Below are 22,109 nucleotides of genomic sequence, written 5' to 3'. Positions count from 1 at the left end.
GTTTCCGCCCCCCTCGGGGGGGTGCCGAGATTTGGCCCTCCCCCCCCGCGGCGGCATCGTCGCCCTGACCTCGGCGAAACCCGACTGCGTTACGGCGCAGCGGTCTTCTCGCTACCCCACGGCGCCGGCGGCAAGGCCACCGGCTTGCTCAGATCGAACACCACCTGGAAGTGGCGCCCGCCGGGACGGGTCAATTCGTAGACGAAACGCTGGTCCGGCTCGACCTCCATCGCCCACGTGTTCTGCACCGAGGCGAGCATGTCGGCCTTGCGGAACATCGCCACCGAGTCCGAATCGACCGGGAATGACTGACGTTGCGCGGTGCCTGGCGGCTTGCTGTCGCCGCCGTACAGCGTGACCGCATCCGGACTGCCGTCTTCGTGGCGGTGATCGTGCTTGAGCCGCAGCCCATTTTCGGTGCGACTCAACACCCAGGTGCGCGAGTGGTCGTCGCCGACATGGAAGGGAATCCGCAGCTCATGTGCCGGATCCTCACAGCCACGCACATGCATGATCAGCCGTTTGCCCTCGAAGGGATCGGGTGCATCGGTGCGCGGCTCGTTGACCGCGATGCGGCCTTCGAACGCCTTGCCGCAATGCGCAGCGACGGCAGCCATGAAGGCATCGGACGGCGCCATGGAGACTTCATGGCCGACCGTATCGTTGGAGCCACTGCAGGCGGTGATCGCCAGTGCAGCCGCCAAGGGAAGAAGTTTGACTACATTCATGGCCCCACCCTAACGGGCGCGAACGACCAGCGCAAACCATGCGTCCTGCCCCGCCGTGACGCGCACACGCGCACCCGCAGCGCTGCAACCAGGGCTTCATCCCCCCTGTGTTATGGTCGGTCACGTGACTCGTTCGCCTTCTTCCCCACGAAGGACGCACGCATGTTGCGGTTGACCGCCCTGCTCGCCGGCGTGGCGCTGTTGCTGACCGGCAGCGGCCTGCTCGGCACTCTGCTGGCGGTGCGCGGTGGTGAGGCCGGCTTCGGTGCCGGTACGTTGGGGTTGGTGATGTCCGGCTATTTCGCCGGTTTTTTCATCGGCACCTTCTTCGCCCCCTCGCTGATCGGCCGCATCGGCCATATCCGTGCGTTTGCCTTCTTTGCCGCCCTCGCCGCCATCGCGGTGCTGCTGCACCCTCTGTGGATCAATCCCGTGGGTTGGGGCGTGCTGCGCATCCTCACCGGCATCGCGCTGGTGGGCCTATATACGGTGATCGAGAGCTGGCTCAACGCCGAGCCCGACCCGCGCCTGCGCAGCCGCGCGTTCTCGCTTTACATGGTCGTCAACCTCTCGGCACTGGCGCTCGGCCAGGTGCTGCTGATGCTCGGCGACGCCGGCGCGACCTCGATGTTCATGCTCACTGCGATCCTGGTCTGCGCGGCGGTCTTGCCGGTCACCGCTACGCGCCTGCGCCCGCCGGAAATCCCCTCGGTGCCGCGCCTGAAACTGGCGCGGCTGTATGCGATGGCGCCGGTGGCGACGGTTGCCGCCGGCCTTTCCGGCTTGGCGATGGGTGCGTTCTGGGGCCTCCTACCGGTCTACGCCGGCGAGGTCGGCCTGGATGGCAACGGCGTCGCTCTGTTCATGCTCACCGCCATCGCCGGGGGTGCCTTGCTGCAATGGCCCTTGGGCCACATCAGCGATGGACATGACCGCCGCAGCGGACTGGTCGCACTGAGCCTGGCCGCGGCCGGCATCGCCGTGGTGGCCTCCTTGCCGATGATCCAGCTGCAGACCCACCTGCTGTTCGGGCTGTTCTTCTTCTACGGCGGGCTGGCCTTCGCGCTGTATCCCTTCGCGGTCGCGCACATGCTGGATTACCTGCCGCGCGAGGACCTGCTGTCCGGCTGCTCCAGCCTGCTGCTGGTGCATGGCGTCGGCGCGGCGCTCGGCCCCGCGCTGGCCGGTGCAGCCATGCAGCGTTTCGGTGCGCCGGCGCTGCCGCTGTACTTCGCGGTGGTGCTGATGCTGCTGGCGCTGTTCACCACCGCGCGCCTGCTCAGCTTCCAGCGCCTGCGCACGCATCCGGTCGGGTTCCGGCTGATGCTGCGCACCACGCCGTCGGCGCTGGAGCTGATGCCCGAGACCGACACCACGCCGCCGGATTCCGATCCCCCCCTCCCCTCTGACTCCGATAAGGAAGTGCATTGACTGTTTCGACACCGACCTCCCTCACTCCAACCCGTACACCGCCGGCCCCGCCGGCACCGCAACTGATCCTCGCCACCGATCTGGATGGCACCTTCCTCGCCGGCGATCCCGCCGCGCGCCATCGGCTCTACCGGCTGGTCGACCAGCACCCCGGCATCCGCCTGATCTTCATCACCGGCCGCGGCCTGGAAGCGGTGATGCCCCTGCTCTCCGATCCGGCCATCCCGCGCCCGGATTACGTGGTCTGCGATGTAGGCGCCACCGTCGTCGACGGTCACACCCTGCAGCCACTGCAGCCCCTGCAGTCGATGATCGATGCGCACTGGCCGGGCGAGCAGGTGGTCGCCGCAGCGATGCGCCCGTTCACCGCGCTGCAGCGCCAGGACGTTCCCCAGGAACGCCGCTGCTCGTACTTCTGCGATCCCGACACGCTGGCGCCGCTGCGCGCGCAGATCCAGGCTGCCGCACAGGCGCTGGGCTGCGACGTGCTGTACTCGGCCGACCGCTACCTGGACATCCTGCCGCCCGACACCGACAAGGGCCGTACCCTGGCCGCGCTTGCGCGCCTGCTGGAACTCCCGCGCGACCGCATCCTGGTGGCCGGTGACACCCTCAATGACCTGTCGATGTACACCTCCGGTTTCCGCGGCGTGTGCGTCGGCGATTCCGAGCCGGCACTGACCGCCGCCACCGCTGATCTGAAGCACACCTACCACGCGCAGGCGCCCGGCTGCGGCGGCATCCTCGAGGCGATCGAACAGTTCGGCCTGCTCGCCGATGACGATCCTTTCCTGCGTCCGCCGGCACAGGCGCGCGCCGACGGTGCGGACCTGGTGATGGTCTACCACCGCCTGCCCTTCGATGAAGTGATGGAGGACGGCGTGCTGGTCCAGCGCCCACCGCGCTCGCCGAACGGCATCATTCCCTCGCTGCTGAGTTTCTTCGAAGGCGGCCAGAAAGGGTCCTGGGTGGCCTGGGGCATCGACGAGCCCAAGCGCGGCCCGTTCCAGACCCATCTGGCGGTGGATGCCGAGCGCTACCCCACCCTGACCGCCGCGCGCGTGCCGCTGAGCAAGCAGGAGGTGGACATCTTCTACAAGCGCTTCTCCAAGGAAGCGTTCTGGCCGATGCTGCATGTGTTCTGGGAGCGCGCGAAGTTCCGCGAAGAAGACTGGCAGGTGTTCCTGAAGGTCAACCGCAAGTTCGCCGAGGCCACCGCCGCCGAAGCCGCGCATGGCGCGACCGTGTGGATCCACGACTACAACCTGTGGATGGTGCCGGCCACACTGCGCGAGCTGCGCCCGGACCTGAAGATCGCGTTCTTCCACCACACCTACTTCCCCTCGGCCGATGTGTTCAACGTGGTGCCGTGGCGCCGCGAGATCATCGGCAGCCTGCTCAGCTGCGACTACATCGGCTTCCACATTCCGCGCCAGGTAGAGAACTTCGTGGACGTGGTCCGCGGCGCGATGCCGGCCGAGCGGCTGGCCTGGGAAAGCTGCGCACCCCGCTTCCTCACCTACGGGTGTGCCGTCGGCCTGGACACCATGACCACGCGCCTGCGCGTGGGCGATCGCGAAGTCGCGCTCGGTGCGCATCCGGTCGGCACCGATCTGCGTCGCATCCACAACGTGCTCGCGCGCAGCGATGTGCGCAACGACATCTTCAAGCTGCGCCGCGAGATCGGCGCGCGCAAGCTGGTGCTGTCGGTGGAGCGGCTGGATTACACCAAGGGCACGCTGGCCAAACTGGAAGCCTTCGAGCGGCTGCTGGAACAGCATCCGGATCGCCAGGGCAAGGTCACCCTGCTGATGATCTGCGTCCCCGCCGCGCGCGAGATGACCATCTACCGCACGCTGCAGAACCAGATCGAACAGGCCGTCGGGCGGATCAACGGGCGCTTTTCGCGGCTGGACTGGACCCCGGTGCGCTTCTTCGCGCAGGCGTTGCCGTTCGAGGAAGTGGTGGCGCATTACGCGGCCGCCCAGGTGATGTGGATCACCCCGCTGCGCGACGGTTTGAACCTGGTGTCCAAGGAGTTCGTGGCCACGCAGGGCATCGAGGGCAGCAATGGCGTGCTGGTGCTCAGCGAATTCGCCGGCGCGGCCGCCGAGCTGAAGGGCGCGGTGCTGACCAACCCGCATGATCCGGCCGACCTGACGGCAGGGCTGCTGCAGGCGTTGTCGATGCCCGACGACGAAGCGACCGGGCGCATGCGGCAGTTGTTCGGCAGCGTGGAGTACTACGACGTGGATCGCTGGGGCCGGGATTTCCTGGAGGCGGTACGCAACAGCCACCCCGAAGGCTGACGCGGGAACGGTAGTGCCGGCCGTTGGCCGGCTCTGCTGCAGGCGGTGCGGGCTGCAGGCGATGCGGGTTTCGTGGGTAGTGCCGGCCGCTGGCCGGCTCCAGGGGCGCTGCTGGCGGCGGGCGATCACGGCCGTGGACGGTGACGGCTTCATGGGGAGCCGGCCAGCGGCCGGCACTACCATCCGTGCGCACCGACCAACGGTCGGCGCCTACCTTTCGTGCGCCGGCCAACGGTCGGTGCCTACCGGGCGGCGTGGTCTACCCGGCGTGCTGCATGATGCCTTCGGCGATCACCGCGACCTGGCGCAGCACATCGTTGCGGCCGGCATCATCGACCGTCGCGCCCTGCAGGTAGCTGGTCAGCACCCACGGAGCGCCGCCGGCGAGCGGCCACAGGATCGCGATGTCGTTGGTGGTGTCCTCGCCATTGCTGCCGGTCTTGTCGCCGACCCGCCACGCCTTGGACAGCCCGGCGCGCAGGCGCGCATCGCCGGTTTCGTTGTCGATCAGCCAATCGGCCAGCTGCTGTTTCGAGGCGGGCTTGAGGACGTCGCCGAGCACGAAACGCTGCAGGCTGGCCGCCATCGCGGCCGGGCTGGTGGTGTCGCGCGGGTCGCCCGGGGCGAAGCGGTTCATCTCCGGCTCGAGCCGATCATTGCGGGTCACCGCGTCGCCATTCGCGCGCAGGAACGCGGTCACGCCGGCCGGCCCGCCAACCATGCCCAGCAGCAGGTTCGCCGCAGGATTGTCGCTGGTGATCATGGTCGCCCGGCACAGGTCACGCACCGTCACGTCCTTGCCGATATGCCGCGTGGTCACCGGGGCATGCGAGAGCATGTCCTGCTGGCGCACGGCCACGCGCCGGTCCAGCGAGAGCCTGCCCTGGTCGGCCAGATGCAGGACAGCCGCGGACAACACGAACTTGAACGTGCTGCACATCGGGAAGCGTTCGTCCTGCCGATTGCCGGTGCGCCAGCCGGTACCGGTGTTGAGCAGGGTCACGCCCAGGCGCCCGCCGCTCGCGGCTTCCAACGCCGCGAAGTCCTTCGCCGCGGCGACGGATTTCGGCGAGGGCAGCGGGGTCTTGGCAAAGGCGGTGGCGGCCAGTGCCGAGGCGGCGGCCGCGCCGGTCCATTGCAGGAACTGTCGTCGAGCGATCATGCGGTTCTCCGTGGCGAAGGCCTGAGTATTGGCAGGTTGCAGCGCCGCCACCAGCGAGGATTTTCAGCGGGAGCCATTACTTGACCTCATGCGTGACAGGCTATACCGGGGAATGAACGCAGGAAAAGCCCGCATACCTGGCAGTTGCTCGCCGCAGCAGCCCCCTCAGTGCGAAGATGCATCACTCCTGCTCACGGCTCGGCCCATGCTCCGCCCCCAGTTGCCGCTCAATGCCCTGCGCGCCTTCGAGGCCGCTGCACGGCACCAGAATTTCACCCGCGCCGCGTTGGAGCTGTGCGTCAGCCAGGCCGCGCTGAGCCATCAGATCCGGGCGCTGGAGGACCGGCTGGGGGTGTCGCTATTCACCCGGTTGCCGCGCGGGGTCGCCCTGACCGATGAAGGAGCGCGCCTGTATCCGGTGCTCAATGAAGCCTTCGACCGCATCGCGGTGAGCCTGGACCGTTTCGTCGGCGGGCACTTCCGCGAGGTACTGAGCGTGGGCGTGGTCGGCACTTTCGCCACCGGCTGGCTGCTGCCACGCCTGGGCGATTTCAACGCACGGCATCCGGATATCGAGTTGCGCCTGCAGACCCACAACAACCGCATCGATCTGGCCGGTGAAGGGCTGGACCTGGCGATCCGGTTCGGCGATGGCGATTGGCAGGGGCAGGTCAGCGATGCCGTACTGGAGGCACCGTTCGCGCCCCTGTGTGCACCCGCGCTGGCACGTACGCTGCGCCAGCCGCGCGATCTGGCCAATGTGGCGTTGCTGCGCTCCTACCGAAGCGACGAGTGGCCACGCTGGCTGCAGGCGGCCGGGGCACCGGAGCTGGAAGCGCGCGGGCCGGTGTTCGATTCGTCCCTGACGCTGGCCAGTGCCGCCGCCGCGGGTGCCGGCGTGGCGCTGCTGCCGTTGAAGATGTTCGAGCAGGACCTCGCCCAAGGGCGCTTGATCCAGCCCTTTGCACAGACGCTGGACCTGGGACGGTACTGGCTGACGCGGCTGCGCTCGCGCGCCGAAAGCGATGCGGCGCGACGGTTCCGGGAATGGCTGGAGGCGCAGGACGATGTGCCGACCAACGGTCGGCACCTACCGGTTGCCTGAGGGTGCCAGGTACATGCCGACCGTTGGTCGGCATGCCGTTTACGCGTCCAGCAATTCCATCCACGTCTGCTCGGCCTTGCTGAGCAGGGTCGCGGTGGCTTCACGATCGCGGCCAAGGACTGCCATGCGGGTCGCATCGGCGTAGTTGGCCGGGTTGGCCAGCTCGCGGTCCAGGTCGGCCAGCAGCGCCTCCAGTTCGCCCACCTTAGCTTCGGCAGCAGCCAGCTTGTGGGGATTGACCGGCTTCTTCGGCGGCAGCGGCGGGGTTGGCGGTACCGGCTCCGGGGCAGCTGCGGCCATCTTCTGCTTGGTGCCCTGCGCGGCAGGACGCGAACGCAGCCAGGCGGCGTAGGCATCCAGATCGCCGTCGAACGGCTCGACCACGCCATCGGCGACGCGCCAGAAGGTATCGCAGACCAGACCGATCAGATGGCGGTCATGCGAGACCATCACGATCGCGCCCTCGAAGTCGGCCAGTGCTTCGGCCAGCGCTTCGCGCATTTCCAGGTCCAAATGGTTGGTCGGTTCGTCGAGCAGCAGCACGTTCGGCTGCTGGTAGGCGATCAGCGCCAGCGCCAGGCGCGCGCGTTCGCCACCGGAGAAGCCGTCCACCGGTTCGAAGGCACGGTCGCCGGCGAAGTTCCACTTGCCGAGGAAATCGCGGAAGGACTGGTTCGGTGCATCCGGCGCCAGGTCGCGGAAGTGCTCCATCGGCGACTGCCCTTCGTGCAGCGACTCCACGGTGTGCTGGGCGAAGTAACCGATGCGCAGGTCCGGATGCGCGGCACGCTCGCCGCTGATCGGGTCCAGTTCGCCCACCAGCGTCTTCACCAGGGTGGTCTTACCGGCGCCGTTCGGACCAAGCAGGCCGATGCGCTGGCCGGCTTCCAGGCCGAAGCCCACGTTGTGCAGGATCACCGAATCGGCGCCGTAACCGGCCTCGACATGGTTCAGGCGGATCAGCGAGAACGGCAGTTTGGCCGGCGGGGCGAATTCGATGCGGAACTCGCGCTCGGCGCGCACGGCTTCGGTGCCGGCCAGCTTGGCCAGGCGCTTCATGCGGCTCTGCGCCTGCGCGGCCTTGCTGGCCTGCGCCTTGAAGCGGTCGATGAAGCTCTGCAGATGCGCGCGCTCGGCCTGTTCCTTGTCGTGGGCGAGCTGCTGCTGGCGCAGCTGTTCGGCACGCTGGCGCTCGAAATCGGTGTAGCCACCGACGTACAGCTTGGCGCCGCCACCGTGCAGATGCAGGGTGTGGGTGGCCACGTTGTCGAGGAACTCGCGGTCATGCGAGATCAGCAGCAGGGTGCCCGGGTACTTGAGCAGCCACTGTTCCAGCCAGAACACCGCGTCCAGATCCAGATGGTTGGTCGGTTCGTCGAGCAGCAGCAGGTCGCTGGGCATCATCAGCGCGCGCGCCAGGTTCAGGCGCACACGCCAGCCGCCGGAGAACGAGGAGACCGCGCGGGAGTGCGTCTCGGCCGGGAAGCCCAGGCCGTGCAGCAGCTTGCCGGCACGCGCTTCGGCGTCATAGGCGCCGATCTCGGCCATGCGCTGGTGGGCGGTGGCGACCGCTTCCCAGTCTTCACGCGCGGCGGCGGCGGCTTCCTCGCGCATGACGGCGGCCACCTCGGTGTCGCCCTCCAGCACGAACTGCAGCGCCGGGTCGGGCAGCGACGGGGTTTCCTGGGCCACGCTGGCGATGCGGATCTTGCCGGGCAGATCGACGTCGCCCTTGTCCGCCTCCAGCTCGCCCTTCACGGCGGCGAACAGGCTGGACTTGCCAGCGCCATTGCGGCCGACCACGCCGACGCGGTACCCCGCGTGCAGGGTCAGGTCGACGTTGGACAACAGCAGCCGCTCGCCACGGCGCAAGGCGAAGTTACGAAGGGAAATCATCTTGGGGGTCCATATAACGGAATGGAATGTGCTCGTGAGCACCTTTCCTGCGACGTAATTCTAGCGTTAACGAATACTTGACGGGCCCCGGGATGCGCGGCAGGCCTCGTTTCTCTCTCCCACGACCCTGCCTGCGCTCCCCCGGGACCCTCCTGTCAGATCCTCGACCTCACGTAAATGGTTGCTGCTGCAACGTTTTTTACGAACATGGCAAATATTTGACAAGCGATGAATATCCCGTTAATCCATCTCTTGCGCACCGCAACAACCGCCTTCGCAGACCCGATCCTCGATGTCGTGATGTCGCTTTGGTGCAGCACCGCCCCTACCGGAGCCACATCCTGATGAACCGCAAGACCAGTACGCTCGCCGCCGCCGTAGCTGTCGCGCTCGGTATGTCCAGCTTCGCCGCCACCGCCCAGGACGTGCCTGCCCGGACGGCCGCCAACACCCTGGACACCATCATCGTCACCGGCACCCGCGTGGCCGACCGCACCGTGGCCGAGTCGCAGTCGCCGATCGACATCATCACCCCCGAGGCGCTGCAGTCCACCGGCACCACCGAGCTGGCCACCGCGCTGGCCCGCGCCCTGCCCTCGCTGAATTTCCCGCGCCCGGCGCTGACCGATGGCACCAGCGGCATCCGCCCGGCGCAGCTGCGTGGCCTTTCCCCCGACCAGGTGCTGGTGCTGGTCAACGGCAAGCGCCGCCACACCTCCGCGCAGATCAACGTCAACGGCAGCATCGGCCGTGGCTCCTCGGCGGTGGACATCAACGCGATCCCGATCGCCTCGATCGAGCGCGTGGAAGTGCTGCGCGACGGCGCCTCGGCGCAATACGGTTCGGACGCCATCGCCGGTGTCATCAACATCGTGCTCAAGGGCTCGTCCTCCGGCGGCAGCCTGGCGCTGGACGCCGGCCAGTACTCGGCCGGTGACGGCAACAAGTACCAGCTCTCCGGCGATACCGGCATCGGCTTCTCCGACGGTCGCGGCAGCGTCCATGTGGCCGGCCAGATCGTCCAGCAGGACGAGAGCAACCGGGCCGGCCCGTACCAGGGCACCGCGCCGAACACCGGCAACTTCCCCAACATCGGCCAGACCACCTTCGTGGTCGGCGACCCGCAGGTGGATGCAACCGCCGCCTCGGCCAACGCCAGCTTCCAGTTCAGCGACCACGTCTCTGCCTACGCCACCGCGATGGCCAGCAACCGCGACATCACCTCATTCGCGTTCTACCGCTCGCGCAACAACAGCAACCAGGGCCCGCTGCTGGCCCAGACCTACCCGGACGGCTTCGTGCCGGAGATCAACCAGTACTCCAAGGACCGCTCGCTGGTCGCCGGGGTCAAGGGCGATACGGACAGCGGCTGGAACTGGGACGTCAGCTACAACTACGGCGCCAACAAGATCGACTTCCACACCCGCAACAGCATCAACTATTCGCTCGGCGTGAACAGCCCGCGCTCGTTCTACGACGGCGCGCTGGAGTACACCCAGAACATCGTCAACGCCGATGTGACCAAGACCCTGGATTGGGGCCTGGCCTACCCGGTCACGCTGTCCTTCGGCGGTGAGTACCGCAAGGAGAAGTGGGAGCAGTCGGCCGGTGAACTGAACTCCTACACCGGCAGCGGTGCGCAGGGCTTCGGCGGCTTCACCCCGCTCAACGCCGTCGACGCCGACCGCGACAACTACGCCGTGTATGCCGGGCTGGAAGCCGACCTCACCGACAAGTTCTCCGCCGGCGTAACCGGCCGCTACGAGGACTACTCGGACTTCGGCGACAAGTTCTCCGGCAAGCTCTCCGCCCGCTACGCCTTCACCGACAAGGTCGCTCTGCGCGCCACCGCCTCCAGCGGTTTCCGCGCGCCGTCGCTGGCCCAGCAGAGCTACCAGGCGGTGACCAGCACGATCGTCAACGGGGTGTTCGTCGAACGCGGCACCTTCCCGACCACCAGCTCCGCCGCGCAGGCGCTGGGTGCCAGCCCGCTGAAGGCCGAGAGCTCGACCTCCTACAGCCTGGGCCTGGTGCTGCAGCCGGTGGATCGGCTGTACCTGACCGTGGATGCGTACCAGATCGACATCGATGACCGCATCGTGCTCTCCACCAACATCACCACCAATGCCGCGGCCAACGCGCTGCTGTCCGGGCTGGGGCTGCCGGGCGTCACGGCGTTCTCCTACTTCACCAACGGCGTGGACACCCGCACCCGCGGCGTGGATGCGGTCTCCAGCTACACGATTCCCTTCGCCGCCAGCTCGCTGGAGCTGACCGCTGCCTACAGCTACAACGAAACCGAGGTGAAGAAGTTCATCGGCTCGCCGCCGGTGTTCGGCACGCTGGGCATCACCCAGTCGCTGATCGGCCGCGATGAGATCGGCCGCATCGAGGACAGCTACCCGCGCGACAAGACCATCCTCAGCGGCACCTGGCGCTCGGACCGCTGGGACCTGAACCTGGCGGCCACCCGCTATGGCTCGTTCACCGTGCGCAATTCGGCGACGGCCCTGCGTGACCAGACCTACGACGCCTCGTGGGTGCTGGATGCCTCGGCCAGCTACAAGCCGAGCGAAAACTGGACCCTGACCCTGGGCGCGGACAACATCCTGGACGAATACCCGGACCGCACCGTGGACCTGCAGAACTCCACCTGGGGCATGCTGCCGTACAGCAACTACTCGCCGTACGGGTTCAATGGTGCGTACGTCTATGGCCGCGTGACCTACAAGTGGTGACAAGGGGTAGTGCCGGCCGCTGGCCGGCACTACTGTGCGCCCCGACACGCATTTCACACGCGGCGCCATGCCAGAATCCAGGCATGAATCGCCAGGACCTCCCAATGAGCCTGTCCAGCAGCGCACGCCGCGTGGTGCGCTGCGCCGTCGCGTGGGCGGCGCTGGCGGCGGTCCCGCTTTCCGGATGTGCAGGAGATCACGTGAAACCGAGCTATTCCAAGTCAAGCGTCGAGCCGGTCGTCGTGACCAAGGTGTCCGACTCCACCCTCCAGGTGCAGTTCGAGGAACCTGCCGAAAGCATGTACTACGCAGCGGGAATCAGCTACGTCGTCGAGGCGGACACCATGAAGATCGTCATCGACCGGTGTCCGATATCCGGCAACTGCGCAACCATGCTGCGCCGTCACATCGTGCCTGGCCCACCCAAACCTGCGGTGCAGGATATTCCCCTGCTGGCGCCTCGCGTTGTAATGCTCTTCGCCGACGGCGAAGAGCAAGTCTTTCCTTAAGGGGGCGCTATGGCTGACAAGGTAGTCCTGGGTATCCATAGCGACGTAGACCCCAACACGCAAGGCTCATTCAATCAGTTTGTGGATGGTCATGCCTGGATCACGGTCACCCGCAATGGCGACACGCAGTACTACGGCCTGTGGCCAGACGGGCACCCACGCGCAGGCGATAATGGACCCGAAACGGACATCAGGGTCGGCTTGGAAACAAGGTTCAGGTCGTCGGCCTCCCGCTACTACGAGCTGACACCCGAGCAGGAAAAGCAGCTCGATCAGGCCCTGAACGAGAATGTCACATGGGCATACACGAACACCTGCGCGTCATGGGCGACGGCAACAGTCTCCAAGGTGACCGGGCAAACGCTGGATGCCGGCGAGTTGATGCTCACCGATACGCCCCGGGAGCTGATCGAATCCATCCGCAAGGCAGAACGCCTTCAGCCCACTACTCCGGCGAACCCGCAACCTCCGCCGGAACCCAGGCAGCAGGGATCCAGTGCAGGATCGCTCAGCGACACGTCCCTGTCGCTGCACCAACAAGCCATCAAGGGCGTCCACAAGCTGGACGCAGCCTTGGCCAGGCAGCCTGACCAGTCCAGCGAGCGCATGGCCGCCAGCCTGGCGAACCTGGCGAGGGCCCAGGGACTAGAGCGCATTGACCACGTCGTCCTGGGAAAACCCACTGGCCCCTCTTCCGACTCACAGAACGTATTCGTGATCCAGGGCGCGCTGGACGACCCTGCCCACCGGCGGGCCCATATGGGGATCGACGCCGCAGTGCATACCCCGGTCGACGATTCGATCCGGCAACTGCAGCAGATTGACCGCCAGCAGGCTGCAGCCACGGTCGCCGAACCTGCCCAGGTACTTGAAGAGGTCCAGCATCGGCGGCTGGTTTGATCCAGTCCCGTTGAGACAGCCACTGACTGGCGCCACGACGAACGACCCGAAGAGGGTGCACCTGGAACCGGCGGCGTCACGCTACGGTTTGCCGTATCCAGCCGCATCGGTGAAAATCGGGGCATTCCCCACATTGCGAGCCCCGATGCACCATGACACCGACCTGATCAACATCGTGGCCGTTGGCCTTGGGCTCGCCTTCATCCTTGGCGCGCTGGCCAACAAGCTGCGTTTGTCCCCGCTGGTCGGTTACCTGGTTGCTGGCATCTGCGTAGGCCCGTTCACCCCCGGCTTCGTCGCCGACCAGACGCTGGCCAACCAGCTGGCCGAGATCGGCGTGATGCTGCTGATGTTCGGGGTCGGCCTGCATTTCTCGCTGAAAGACCTGATGGAGGTCAAAGCGATCGCCATCCCGGGTGCGATCGGCCAGATCCTGGTCGCCACCCTGCTCGGCTGGGGCCTGGCGGCGTTGATGGACTGGCCAGTGATCTACGGCGTGGTGTTCGGTTTCTCGCTGGCCACGGCCAGTACGGTGGTGCTGCTGCGCGCGATGGAAGAACGGCGCCTGCTGGAGACCACGCGCGGCAAGATCGCCATTGGCTGGCTGATCGTGGAAGACCTGGCCTGCGTCCTGGCGCTGGTGATGATGCCGGTCCTGGCCGGCGTGTTCGGCCCGGACGCGGCCAATGAAACCCACACCGTCGGCAGCGTGCTGGCCAGCATCGGCTGGACCTTCGTGCAGCTGGGACTGTTCGTGGCGGTGATGCTGGTAGTCGGGCGCCGCGTGATCCCGTGGATCCTGGAACGCATCGCCGGCACCGGTTCGCGCGAGCTGTTCACCCTGGCCGTGCTGGCGATCGCGCTGGGCGTGGCGTTCGGCTCGGCGATGCTGTTCGGCGTGTCGTTCGCGCTGGGCGCGTTCTTCGCCGGCATGCTGCTCAACGAATCCGAACTCAGCCACAAGGCCGCCAACGATTCGCTGCCGCTGCGCGATGCGTTCGCGGTGTTGTTCTTCGTCTCGGTCGGCATGCTGTTCAATCCGGCCATCCTGATCGAGCACCCGTGGCAGGTCCTGGCCACCGCGGCGATCATCATGTTCGGCAAGTCCGCCGCTGCGTTCGTGATCGTGCGTGCCTTCGGCCACCCGACCGGTACCGCGCTGACCATTTCGGCCAGCCTGGCGCAGATCGGCGAATTCGCCTTCATCATCGCCGGCCTCGGCGTAACCCTGAAGATCCTGCCGCCGACCGGGCAGGCGCTGGTGCTGGCCGGTGCGTTGATCTCGATCATGCTCAACCCGCTGGTGTTCGGCCTGCTCGACCGCTGGCTGCTCAAGAACCAGGAAACCGCCCCGACCACGGTGGAGACCGAGCTGCCACCCGGCCCCTCGCTGGACCTGCACGACCATGCCATCGTGATCGGCTACGGCCGCGTCGGCAGCGCGCTGGCACAGGTGCTGCGCGACCGTGGCGTGCCGGTGATGATCATCGACGACAACAAGGAACACGTCGCCGAGGCGCACGCGGCCGGCCTGCCCGGCATCCGTGGCAGCGCCGCCTCCGACCGCGTACTGGCCGAAGCGCATCCCGAGCGCGCCAAGATCGCCGTGCTGGCGATCCCGCAGCCGCTGGAAGCCGGTGAGACGCTGGCCAAGCTGCGCGCGCTCAATCCCGGCCTGACCCTGCTGGCGCGTGCGCACAGCGATGCCGAGGTGAAGCATCTGCTCGCCCATGGCGCCGATGGCACGGTGATGGCCGAGCGCGAGCTGGCCTATTCGCTGGCCGAGATGGTGATGTCCACCCCGCCATACCGCGCGATGAGGCAGCAGCACAGCATTCCGGTGGTGTGAGGGACGCTACGCGACCGGCACGCAGATATCCGCACGCAGGATGGCCTCAGGGACCTCTTCCGGATCGTCGAGGTAGTGGTAATACAGCTCGACGTCGCGCAGCGTGTGGCCGCTCTCGGGCAGCCAGTCCCGCAGCAGCACGTCGGTGGCGGCCTCCAGCCCTGCATAGCTGCCCACATGGCGCAGCACCGCATACGCGCCGCCGCCCAGCGTCAGCGCACGCAGCGGCGCCGGCAGCGCGTGCGGTGTGCGACCGAACCCCATGCCGCAGTCGAACACGCACTCACGCCCCGGGACATCGCGGTGATCGGTGCGTGCGATGCCGATCAGCTGCTGCAACTGCTCGGCCCAGCCCTGCTCGGCCGCCCAGGTGAGGATCTCGCCGAAGGCCTGGTCGAGATCAGCGAAGGCGCCTTCCCTGCGTAGCGCCACCACGTCGAAGGGTTCCAGCGTAGTCACTGTCACCTGCAGGGGTACCGCGTCGCCGCTGTGATCGCCGGCCGGCAGCGACAGCTGCTGCTGCCAGTGGCTGCGCAGCCCGGCATCCTCGCGCAGGGTACTCGGCGTGGCATCCAGCGCTTGACGGCAGGCACGGGCCAGCGCCTGCGGACTCTCATAACCCACATGCAACGCGACCTCGGTGACCCGGCTGTCCGCCTGGCCCAGCAGCGTCAGCGCCTGCAGCAGGCGCAGGCGGGCCACGGTACGCCCGGGGGTTTCGCCGGTCAGCGCGCGGTACAGGCGATGGAAGTGGAACGGCGACTGGTGCGCGATCGCGGCCAGTGTCTCCAGATCGGGCAAGGGATCGCCAGCGCGCAGGCACGCCTGCAGATGGGCGATGACGCGGTCGATACCGTGGCGCTGGCGTACCTGGGCAATGCGGCTCATGGCGGGCTCCATCTCGGGGTGACGCTCAGCGTGCGTCGTGCCCCACCCCGGCGCGTGGCCGATCTTGCGCAGTTGGGGGGACCGTCAGCCGATCCTAACCCCGCGCGTAGAGCGGCGCCAAAAACCCCACGGCGGCCGGCCCGCACCGGCCGCCGTGGGTCCTGCCTCTACGCCTTGGCCAACGCCTGCTCGAGGTCTGCCAGCAGGTCATCGATGTGCTCGATGCCCACCGACAGCCGCACCGTGTCTTCGCTGACGCCCGCCTTCTCCAGCTCGGCGGCATCCAGCTGCCGGTGGGTGGTCGAGGCCGGATGCGTGGCCAGGGATTTGGCATCGCCCAGGTTCACCAGGCGGGTGAACAGCTGCAGCGCATCCAGGAAACGCGCGCCGGCCGCGCGACCACCGGGCAGGCCGAAGGTCAGCACGCCCGAGCCGTGGCCGCGCAGGTACTTCTGCACCAGCGCATGTTCGGGGTGGTCGGGCAATGCGGCGTAGTTCACCCAGGCGACCTTGGGATGCCCCTGCAGATGGTTGGCCACGGCCAGGGTATTCGCGTTGATCCGGTCGAGCCGCAGCGCCAGCGTCTCGATGCCCTGCAGGATCAGGAAGGAATTGAACGGCGAGATCGCCGCGCCGGTATTGCGCAGCGGCACTACCCGCGCGCGACCGATGTAGGCAGCCGGCCCGAGGGCTTCGGTGTAGACCACGCCGTGGTAGCTCACGTCCGGCTCGTTCAAGCGACGGAAGCGCTGCTTGTGCTCGGCCCATGGGAAGCGCCCGGAGTCGACGATGGCGCCACCGAGGCTGGTGCCATGCCCGCCGAGGTACTTGGTCAGCGAATGCACCACGATGTCCGCGCCGAAGTCGAACGAGCGCTGCAGGTACGGCGTCGCCACCGTGTTGTCGACGATCAGCGGCACGCCATGCGCATGCGCGATCTTCGCCACCGCCTCGATGTCGGTGATGTTGCCGCGCGGGTTGCCGATCGACTCGACGAACACCGCCTTGGTGCGGTCATCGATCAACGCACCGAACGCCTGCGGATCGCGGTAGTCGGCAAAGCGCGTCTGGATCCCGAACTGCGGCAGCGTATGCGCGAACAGGTTGTAAGTGCCACCGTACAGCGCGCTGGCCGAGACGATGTTGTCGCCTGCCTCGGCGATGGTCTGGATCGCGTAGGTGATCGCCGCCTGCCCCGAGGCCAGCGCCAGCGCACCGATCCCCCCTTCCAGCGCGGCGATGCGCTGCTCCAGCACGTCCGTGGTCGGATTCATGATGCGGGTGTAGATGTTGCCCGGCACCTTCAGGTCGAACAGGTCCGCGCCGTGCTGGGTGTCATCGAAGGCGTAGGCCACGGTCTGGTAGATCGGCACCGCCACCGCGCGCGTGGTCGGGTCGGGCCGGTAGCCGCCATGCACGGCGATGGTCTCCGCGCGCCACTGTGATTCGGGACTGCCGTGTTCGGACATCGCATCGTCTCCAGGTGAATGCCGACGATACCGAACAAAAAACCCCCGCCGAGGCGGGGGTTCATGCCAAACCAGCATGGTCTGAGGCGCAACGGTTATCAGGCCGCCGGCGCGTGCGGGGCTCAGCCCTTCACGAACACCAGCTTGCCCTCGGCCGCATCGACGCGGATCACATCGCCGTTGAGGAACTCGCCGGACAGGATTTTCTGCGCCAGCGGATTCTCCAGCTGCGACTGGATCGCACGCTTGAGCGGGCGGGCGCCGTACACCGGATCGAAGCCGACGTTGCCCAGCAGTTCGAAGGCGGCGTCGCTGACCTCGATGCGCAGGCCACGCTCGGCCAGGCGCTTTTCCAGGCCCTGCATCTGGATGCGGGCGATCTGCTTGATCTGCACCTTGTCCAGCGGATGGAACACGACGATGTCGTCCAGGCGGTTGATGAATTCCGGGCGGAAGTGCGCCTGCACCACGCCCATCACCGCGGCCTTCATCTGCGTATAGGCCTCCGGACTGTCATCGCCGCTCATGTCCTGGATCTGGTGCGAGCCCAGGTTGGAGGTCATCACGATGACGGTATTGCGGAAGTCCACCGTGCGGCCCTGGCCATCGGTCAGGCGACCGTCGTCGAGCACCTGCAGCAGGATGTTGAACACATCCGGATGCGCCTTCTCCACTTCATCCAGCAGGATCAGCGAATACGGGCGACGACGCACCGCCTCGGTCAGGTAGCCCCCTTCCTCGTAGCCCACATACCCCGGGGGCGCACCGATCAGGCGCGCGACGCTGTGCTTCTCCATGAACTCGCTCATGTCGATGCGGATCATCGCGTCGCTGCTGTCGAACAGGAACTCGGCCAGCGATTTGCACAGCTCGGTCTTGCCCACGCCGGTCGGGCCCAGGAACAGGAACGAGCCGCTCGGGCGATCCGGATCGGACAGGCCCGCACGCGAGCGCCGCACCGCATCGGAGACCACCTTGATCGCCTCTTCCTGGCCGACCACGCGGTTGTGCAGCACCTCTTCCATGCGCAGCAGCTTGTCGCGCTCGCCTTCCAGCATGCGGTTGACCGGGATGCCGGTCCACCGCGACACCACCTCGGCAATTTCCTCGGCGGTGACCCGGTCCTGGACCAGCTTGAACTCGCTGGTTTCCACTTCCTGCGCGGCAGCCAGCTGCTTCTCCAGCTGCGGCAACTGCCCGTACTGGATTTCGCTCATGCGACCGAAGTCCTGGCGGCGCTGCGCCGACTCCAGCTCCAGCTTGGCCTGCTCGATCTGCTCCTTGATCCGGGTCGCGCCCTGCAGCGTGGCCTTCTCCGACTTCCAGATCTCGTTGAGATCGGAGAACTCACGCTCCAGCGCGTCGATGTCGGTTTCCAGATCGGCCAGGCGCTGGCGCGATGCGTCGTCCTTTTCCTTCTTGAGCATTTCGCGCTGGATCTTGAGCTGGATGACGCGCCGCTCCAGGCGGTCCAGTTCTTCCGGCTTGGAGTCGATTTCCATGCGGATGCGCGACGCGGCTTCGTCCATCAGGTCGATGGCCTTGTCCGGCAGCTGGCGATCGGCGATGTAGCGGTGCGACAGCGTGGCCGCCGCGACGATCGCCGGGTCGGTGATCTCCACGCCATGGTGCACGGCGTACTTTTCCTTCAGCCCGCGCAGGATCGCGATGGTGTCTTCCACGCTCGGTTCGCCCACCAGCACCTTCTGGAAGCGGCGCTCGAGCGCGGCGTCCTTCTCGATGTACTTGCGGTACTCGTCCAGCGTGGTCGCGCCGACGCAGTGCAGCTCACCGCGCGCGAGGGCCGGCTTGAGCATGTTGCCCGCGTCCATCGCGCCATCGGCCTTGCCTGCGCCGACCATGGTGTGCAGCTCGTCGATGAACAGGATCACCTGCCCCTCGCTCTTGGCCAGGTCGTTGAGCACGCCCTTCAGGCGTTCCTCGAACTCACCGCGGAACTTGGCGCCGGCGATCAGCGCGCCCATGTCCAGCGAGAGCACGCGCTTGCCGCGCAGGCCTTCGGGCACTTCGTCGTTGATGATGCGCTGGGCCAGGCCTTCCACGATCGCGGTCTTGCCCACGCCGGGTTCGCCGATGAGCACCGGGTTGTTCTTGGTGCGGCGCTGCAGGACCTGGATGGTGCGACGGATTTCCTCGTCGCGGCCGATCACCGGATCCAGCTTGCCACTCTCGGCGCGCGCGGTCAGGTCGATGGTGTATTTCTCCAGCGCCTGGCGCTGGTCTTCCGCATTTTCCGACTGCACGGTCTCGCCACCGCGCACCTTCTCGATGGCGGTTTCGATCTTCTTCTTGTCGGCACCGGCGGCGCGCAGCGCCATGCCCAGGGTGCCACCATCGTCGACCGCGGCCAGCACGAACCATTCGCTGGCGATGAAGGCATCGCCGTGCTGCTGGGCCAGCTTGTCGGTATTGTTGAGCAGCCGGTTCAGATCGTTGCCGATCGACAGGTTGCCTTCCTGCCCGGAGACCTTGGGCAGGGCGTCCAGGGTTTCGTTCAAACGTTCGCGCAGCACCGGTACGTTGACGCCGGCCTGGGCGAGCAGCGGGCGCGTGCTGCCGCCCTGCTGGTCCAGCAGCGCGCTGAACACATGGACCGGTTCGATGATGTTGTGGTCGCGGCCCACGGCCAGCGACTGCGCGTCGGCCAGCGCCTGCTGGAAACGCGAGGTGAGCTTGTCCATCCGCATGATTCTTGTCCTCGATGTAAACGGGAGCTGGCCGTGCCAGCACTCTCAGTCAGATGCGGTTACGTGGGCGTGTTTCAAGGGTGGATGAGATGCCGATTCAGCCATCGTCGGCCTTCGCACAGCCTTTCCGCCCCCGCCCGCGCGGGCCTTCACGCGCTGGGCGGCCGCTCCAGCACGGGCGGTGCGGCCGGGCGCGGCACCAGGCAGCCCAGGCCGGCGGGCAGGTCCAGCGCCACGTCATAGCCCCCGGTGACGCCGTAGCCGATCCGCCACGAGGACGGGAACAGGTCCGGCGGCTGGAAGGCGATATCCACCGGAATCGCCGCCACCGTGTCGGTGATCTGCAGCGGCGTGCTGGCCGGGGCGTACTCGATGTCCTCGGCGCCGCGCGTGGTGATCACGTTCCGGCGCTGGATCGCCGCGGCCGGCACCGACGAGCGCGGCGCGCCGCGCATCTGGAAGGCCCCGTGGAAGCCGCTATCGACCAGCATCAGGTGGTGCTCGCGGCCCCGGATCGGATAGCGGACCTGCTGGAACGGCCCCCACAGCGACGAGGTGAACACCATCCGGCGCGTGCAGGCAGCCGGCGTGTGCGACCCCAGCAGCGTCAACGTTTCGCGGGACAGGCGGACCGGCCCCAGCGCGCGCAGCACGTCCAGGCCGATCAGGTTGATCTCGCGCGCGGCTTCGCTGTTGAACGACACATCGCGCACGCGCTGGCCACCGAGTTCGATATCGATCGGCGCGGCCAGCCCCGCCTGCTGGATCTCGTCCCCGACGATGCGCGACACCACGAAGTTGCCGGTAACCGCCAGTCCCAGCGATTCGGCCAAGGCGCGGCTGATATGCGAGCGCGGCGCACCGGTGTCGATGATGAAAGAGGCTTCGTGGGCGACGACAGCGCCATCGCGGCTGCCATGCAGCGTCACCGTCACCGAGGGCAGCTCATTGCTGAACTGGATCGGCACCTCCACGTCCTGCACGCGCCCGGCCACCGGCAGCGCGCTGCGCGGCCACGCGGTGAACGCCGCGAACGCGGGCCGGGTGACATCGGGCACTTCATCACCGGGCGTGAGCATCGGCACGATGGTGCGCTGGTAGTCCTCTCGCACGCGCAGCATCAGCCTCGCCCACTGCGCGATGTCGCCCTCGATCAGCGCATTGCCGGCCAGGGTGGATTCGCACAGGAAGGCCAGGCCCTGCAGCGCCGGCGGTGCATCGGCGGTTTCGGCCAGGCACTGGCGTGCGGCACGGTTGGAGGCATCCAGCTCTCCACGGACGCGGTGGTAGCCCGCCGCGCCGAGATGGCGGCGCGGGCCGGACGCGCCGCTCATGTCGCGCAGCGTCGTCAGCTCCGCACGCAGCACGGCATCGCTGTAGCCGAACCCATCGTGGAGCGCCACCGGATCGGCCGCCACGGTGGCCGGCAGCATCGCCACGCATGCGCCCAGTACCCACATCCGCATCCCGTACTCCCGTCGACGTCCCCGCTCGACCCTAGCACGGGAACCACGCTGCGCTCACGCCTGCTTTCGTCGGCGCGCGCGATGCTGGGGGCCGGTTCCGCACGGAGTGACTGCATGCATTACGAACTGTATTACTGGACCGGCATCCAGGGCCGCGGCGAGTTCGTGCGGCTGGCGCTGGAAGACGCCGGTGCGGGCTACACGGACATGGCGCGCGTCCATGGTGATGCGGTGATGCAGCCGTACCTGGATGGCAAGGTCGAAGGCCTGCAGCCGTGTGCCCCGCCGTTCCTGCGCACCGGGCGGCAGGTGATCGCCCAGGTCGGTGCGATCCTGGATCATCTGGGCCCGGAACTGGGCCTTGTTCCCGATGCCAGCTCGCGGCGACAGCAGGCGCTGCAGCTGCAGCTGACCATCGCCGATCTGGTCGCCGAGGTGCACGACACCCATCACCCGATCGCTGCCTCGAAGTACTACGACGACCAGAAGCGCGAAGCCAAGGCGCGCGCCGAATCGATGCGCGGCGAGCGCATGCCGAAGTTCCTGGGGTATTTCGAGAACGTACTCAAGCACAACGGCGGCCGGCATCCCCTGCGCGAGCATTCCTACGTCGATCTGTCGCTGTTCCAGCTGTTGAGCGGGCTGGAGTACATGTTCCCGCGCCGCATGCAGGCGCTGTGGCCGTCGCTGCCGCAGCTGCGCGCGTTGAAGGACCGCGTGGAAACCCGGCCCAACATCGCCGCCTACCTGGCCTCGGAACGGCGCCTGGCCTTCAACACCAACGGCATCTTCCGGCACTACCCGGAGCTGGATGGGGAAGCCTGATCCCCGGGCGGCCCGCCTCCACCCGGTAGCTCACGACCGTTGGTCGTGAGCGCAGGTTGGGTCGTGAGCGCAGGTTTGGTCGTGAGCCGGTAGTGCCGGCCGCTGGCCGGCTCCGCAGTAGAGCAG

General features: G+C 67.3%; 15 protein-coding genes. 8 read left to right on the top strand and 7 right to left on the bottom strand.

All coding sequences use genetic code 11. The annotated features are described in order from the left end of the window. Positions 1-89 precede the first annotated feature (89 nt). Positions 90-728, bottom strand: a complete 639-nt coding sequence (locus ABE473_RS17885; protein WP_346490424.1) for a hypothetical protein — start codon at positions 726-728, stop codon at positions 90-92. Between the two features lie 162 nt (positions 729-890). On the opposite strand from ABE473_RS17885, the gene ABE473_RS17880 reads away from it, so the two are divergent. Continuing rightward, positions 891-2,159 (top strand): MFS transporter, encoded by a 1,269-nt coding sequence (locus tag ABE473_RS17880; RefSeq protein WP_346490423.1) that lies wholly within the window; start codon positions 891-893, stop codon positions 2,157-2,159. Between the two features lie 62 nt (positions 2,160-2,221). Beyond that, on the top strand, positions 2,222-4,468 hold the full coding sequence (gene ggpS, locus ABE473_RS17875) for a glucosylglycerol-phosphate synthase (protein ID WP_176988499.1): 2,247 nt from the start codon (positions 2,222-2,224) through the stop codon (positions 4,466-4,468). A gap of 259 nt (positions 4,469-4,727) precedes the next feature. On the opposite strand, the gene blaL2 is transcribed toward ggpS, so the two are convergent. After that, on the bottom strand, positions 4,728-5,630 hold the full coding sequence (gene blaL2 / locus ABE473_RS17870; RefSeq protein ID WP_346490422.1) for a L2 family extended-spectrum class A beta-lactamase: 903 nt from the start codon (positions 5,628-5,630) through the stop codon (positions 4,728-4,730). Between the two features lie 205 nt (positions 5,631-5,835). On the opposite strand from blaL2, the gene ABE473_RS17865 reads away from it, so the two are divergent. Next, positions 5,836-6,735: a LysR family transcriptional regulator gene (locus tag ABE473_RS17865; RefSeq protein ID WP_346490421.1), complete on the top strand. Its 900-nt coding sequence runs from the start codon at positions 5,836-5,838 to the stop codon at positions 6,733-6,735. Positions 6,736-6,774: 39 nt separating this feature from the next. On the opposite strand, the gene ABE473_RS17860 is transcribed toward ABE473_RS17865, so the two are convergent. Beyond that, entirely contained in the window at positions 6,775-8,631 is a 1,857-nt protein-coding gene (locus ABE473_RS17860; RefSeq protein ID WP_346478837.1) for an ABC-F family ATP-binding cassette domain-containing protein, read from the bottom strand. Between the two features lie 344 nt (positions 8,632-8,975). Between ABE473_RS17860 and ABE473_RS17855 the strand changes: the two genes are divergently transcribed. From ABE473_RS17855 to ybaL, 4 genes are all read left to right on the top strand, one after another. Beyond that, on the top strand, positions 8,976-11,369 hold the full coding sequence (locus tag ABE473_RS17855) for a TonB-dependent receptor (protein WP_346490420.1): 2,394 nt from the start codon (positions 8,976-8,978) through the stop codon (positions 11,367-11,369). A gap of 104 nt (positions 11,370-11,473) precedes the next feature. Beyond that, positions 11,474-11,878 (top strand): hypothetical protein, encoded by a 405-nt coding sequence (locus ABE473_RS17850; protein ID WP_346490419.1) that lies wholly within the window; start codon positions 11,474-11,476, stop codon positions 11,876-11,878. A gap of 9 nt (positions 11,879-11,887) precedes the next feature. After that, complete coding sequence (locus ABE473_RS17845; protein WP_346490418.1) at positions 11,888-12,778, top strand: XVIPCD domain-containing protein; 891 nt, start codon at positions 11,888-11,890, stop codon at positions 12,776-12,778. 145 nt (positions 12,779-12,923) lie between these two features. After that, positions 12,924-14,627 (top strand): YbaL family putative K(+) efflux transporter, encoded by a 1,704-nt coding sequence (gene ybaL / locus ABE473_RS17840; RefSeq protein WP_346490417.1) that lies wholly within the window; start codon positions 12,924-12,926, stop codon positions 14,625-14,627. Between the two features lie 6 nt (positions 14,628-14,633). Here ybaL and ABE473_RS17835 read toward each other — a convergent pair whose 3' ends face one another. From ABE473_RS17835 to ABE473_RS17820, 4 genes are all read right to left on the bottom strand, one after another. After that, the gene (locus ABE473_RS17835) at positions 14,634-15,515 is read right to left on the bottom strand and encodes an AraC family transcriptional regulator (protein WP_346490416.1); all 882 of its coding nucleotides are present in this window, start codon (positions 15,513-15,515) and stop codon (positions 14,634-14,636) included. 167 nt (positions 15,516-15,682) lie between these two features. Next, complete coding sequence (locus tag ABE473_RS17830) at positions 15,683-16,984, bottom strand: aminotransferase class I/II-fold pyridoxal phosphate-dependent enzyme (protein ID WP_346490415.1); 1,302 nt, start codon at positions 16,982-16,984, stop codon at positions 15,683-15,685. A gap of 122 nt (positions 16,985-17,106) precedes the next feature. Then, a complete protein-coding gene (clpB, locus tag ABE473_RS17825) occupies positions 17,107-19,692 on the bottom strand; it encodes an ATP-dependent chaperone ClpB (RefSeq protein ID WP_346490414.1) in 2,586 nt (861 codons plus the stop codon). 149 nt (positions 19,693-19,841) lie between these two features. After that, positions 19,842-21,158 (bottom strand): retropepsin-like aspartic protease, encoded by a 1,317-nt coding sequence (locus tag ABE473_RS17820; RefSeq protein ID WP_346490413.1) that lies wholly within the window; start codon positions 21,156-21,158, stop codon positions 19,842-19,844. Between the two features lie 114 nt (positions 21,159-21,272). Here ABE473_RS17820 and ABE473_RS17815 point away from each other — a divergent pair, with 114 nt between their 5' ends. After that, a complete protein-coding gene (locus ABE473_RS17815; protein WP_346490412.1) occupies positions 21,273-21,983 on the top strand; it encodes a glutathione S-transferase in 711 nt (236 codons plus the stop codon). The last annotated feature ends 126 nt before the right edge of the window (positions 21,984-22,109 follow it).

Origin of the sequence: Stenotrophomonas sp. TWI700 (assembly GCF_039673645.1) — a bacterium.
Classification (GTDB): domain Bacteria; phylum Pseudomonadota; class Gammaproteobacteria; order Xanthomonadales; family Xanthomonadaceae; genus Stenotrophomonas; species Stenotrophomonas maltophilia_AA.
The sequence above is the reverse complement of the archived record's forward strand: the minus strand, read 5'-3'. Positions and strand labels throughout refer to the sequence as shown.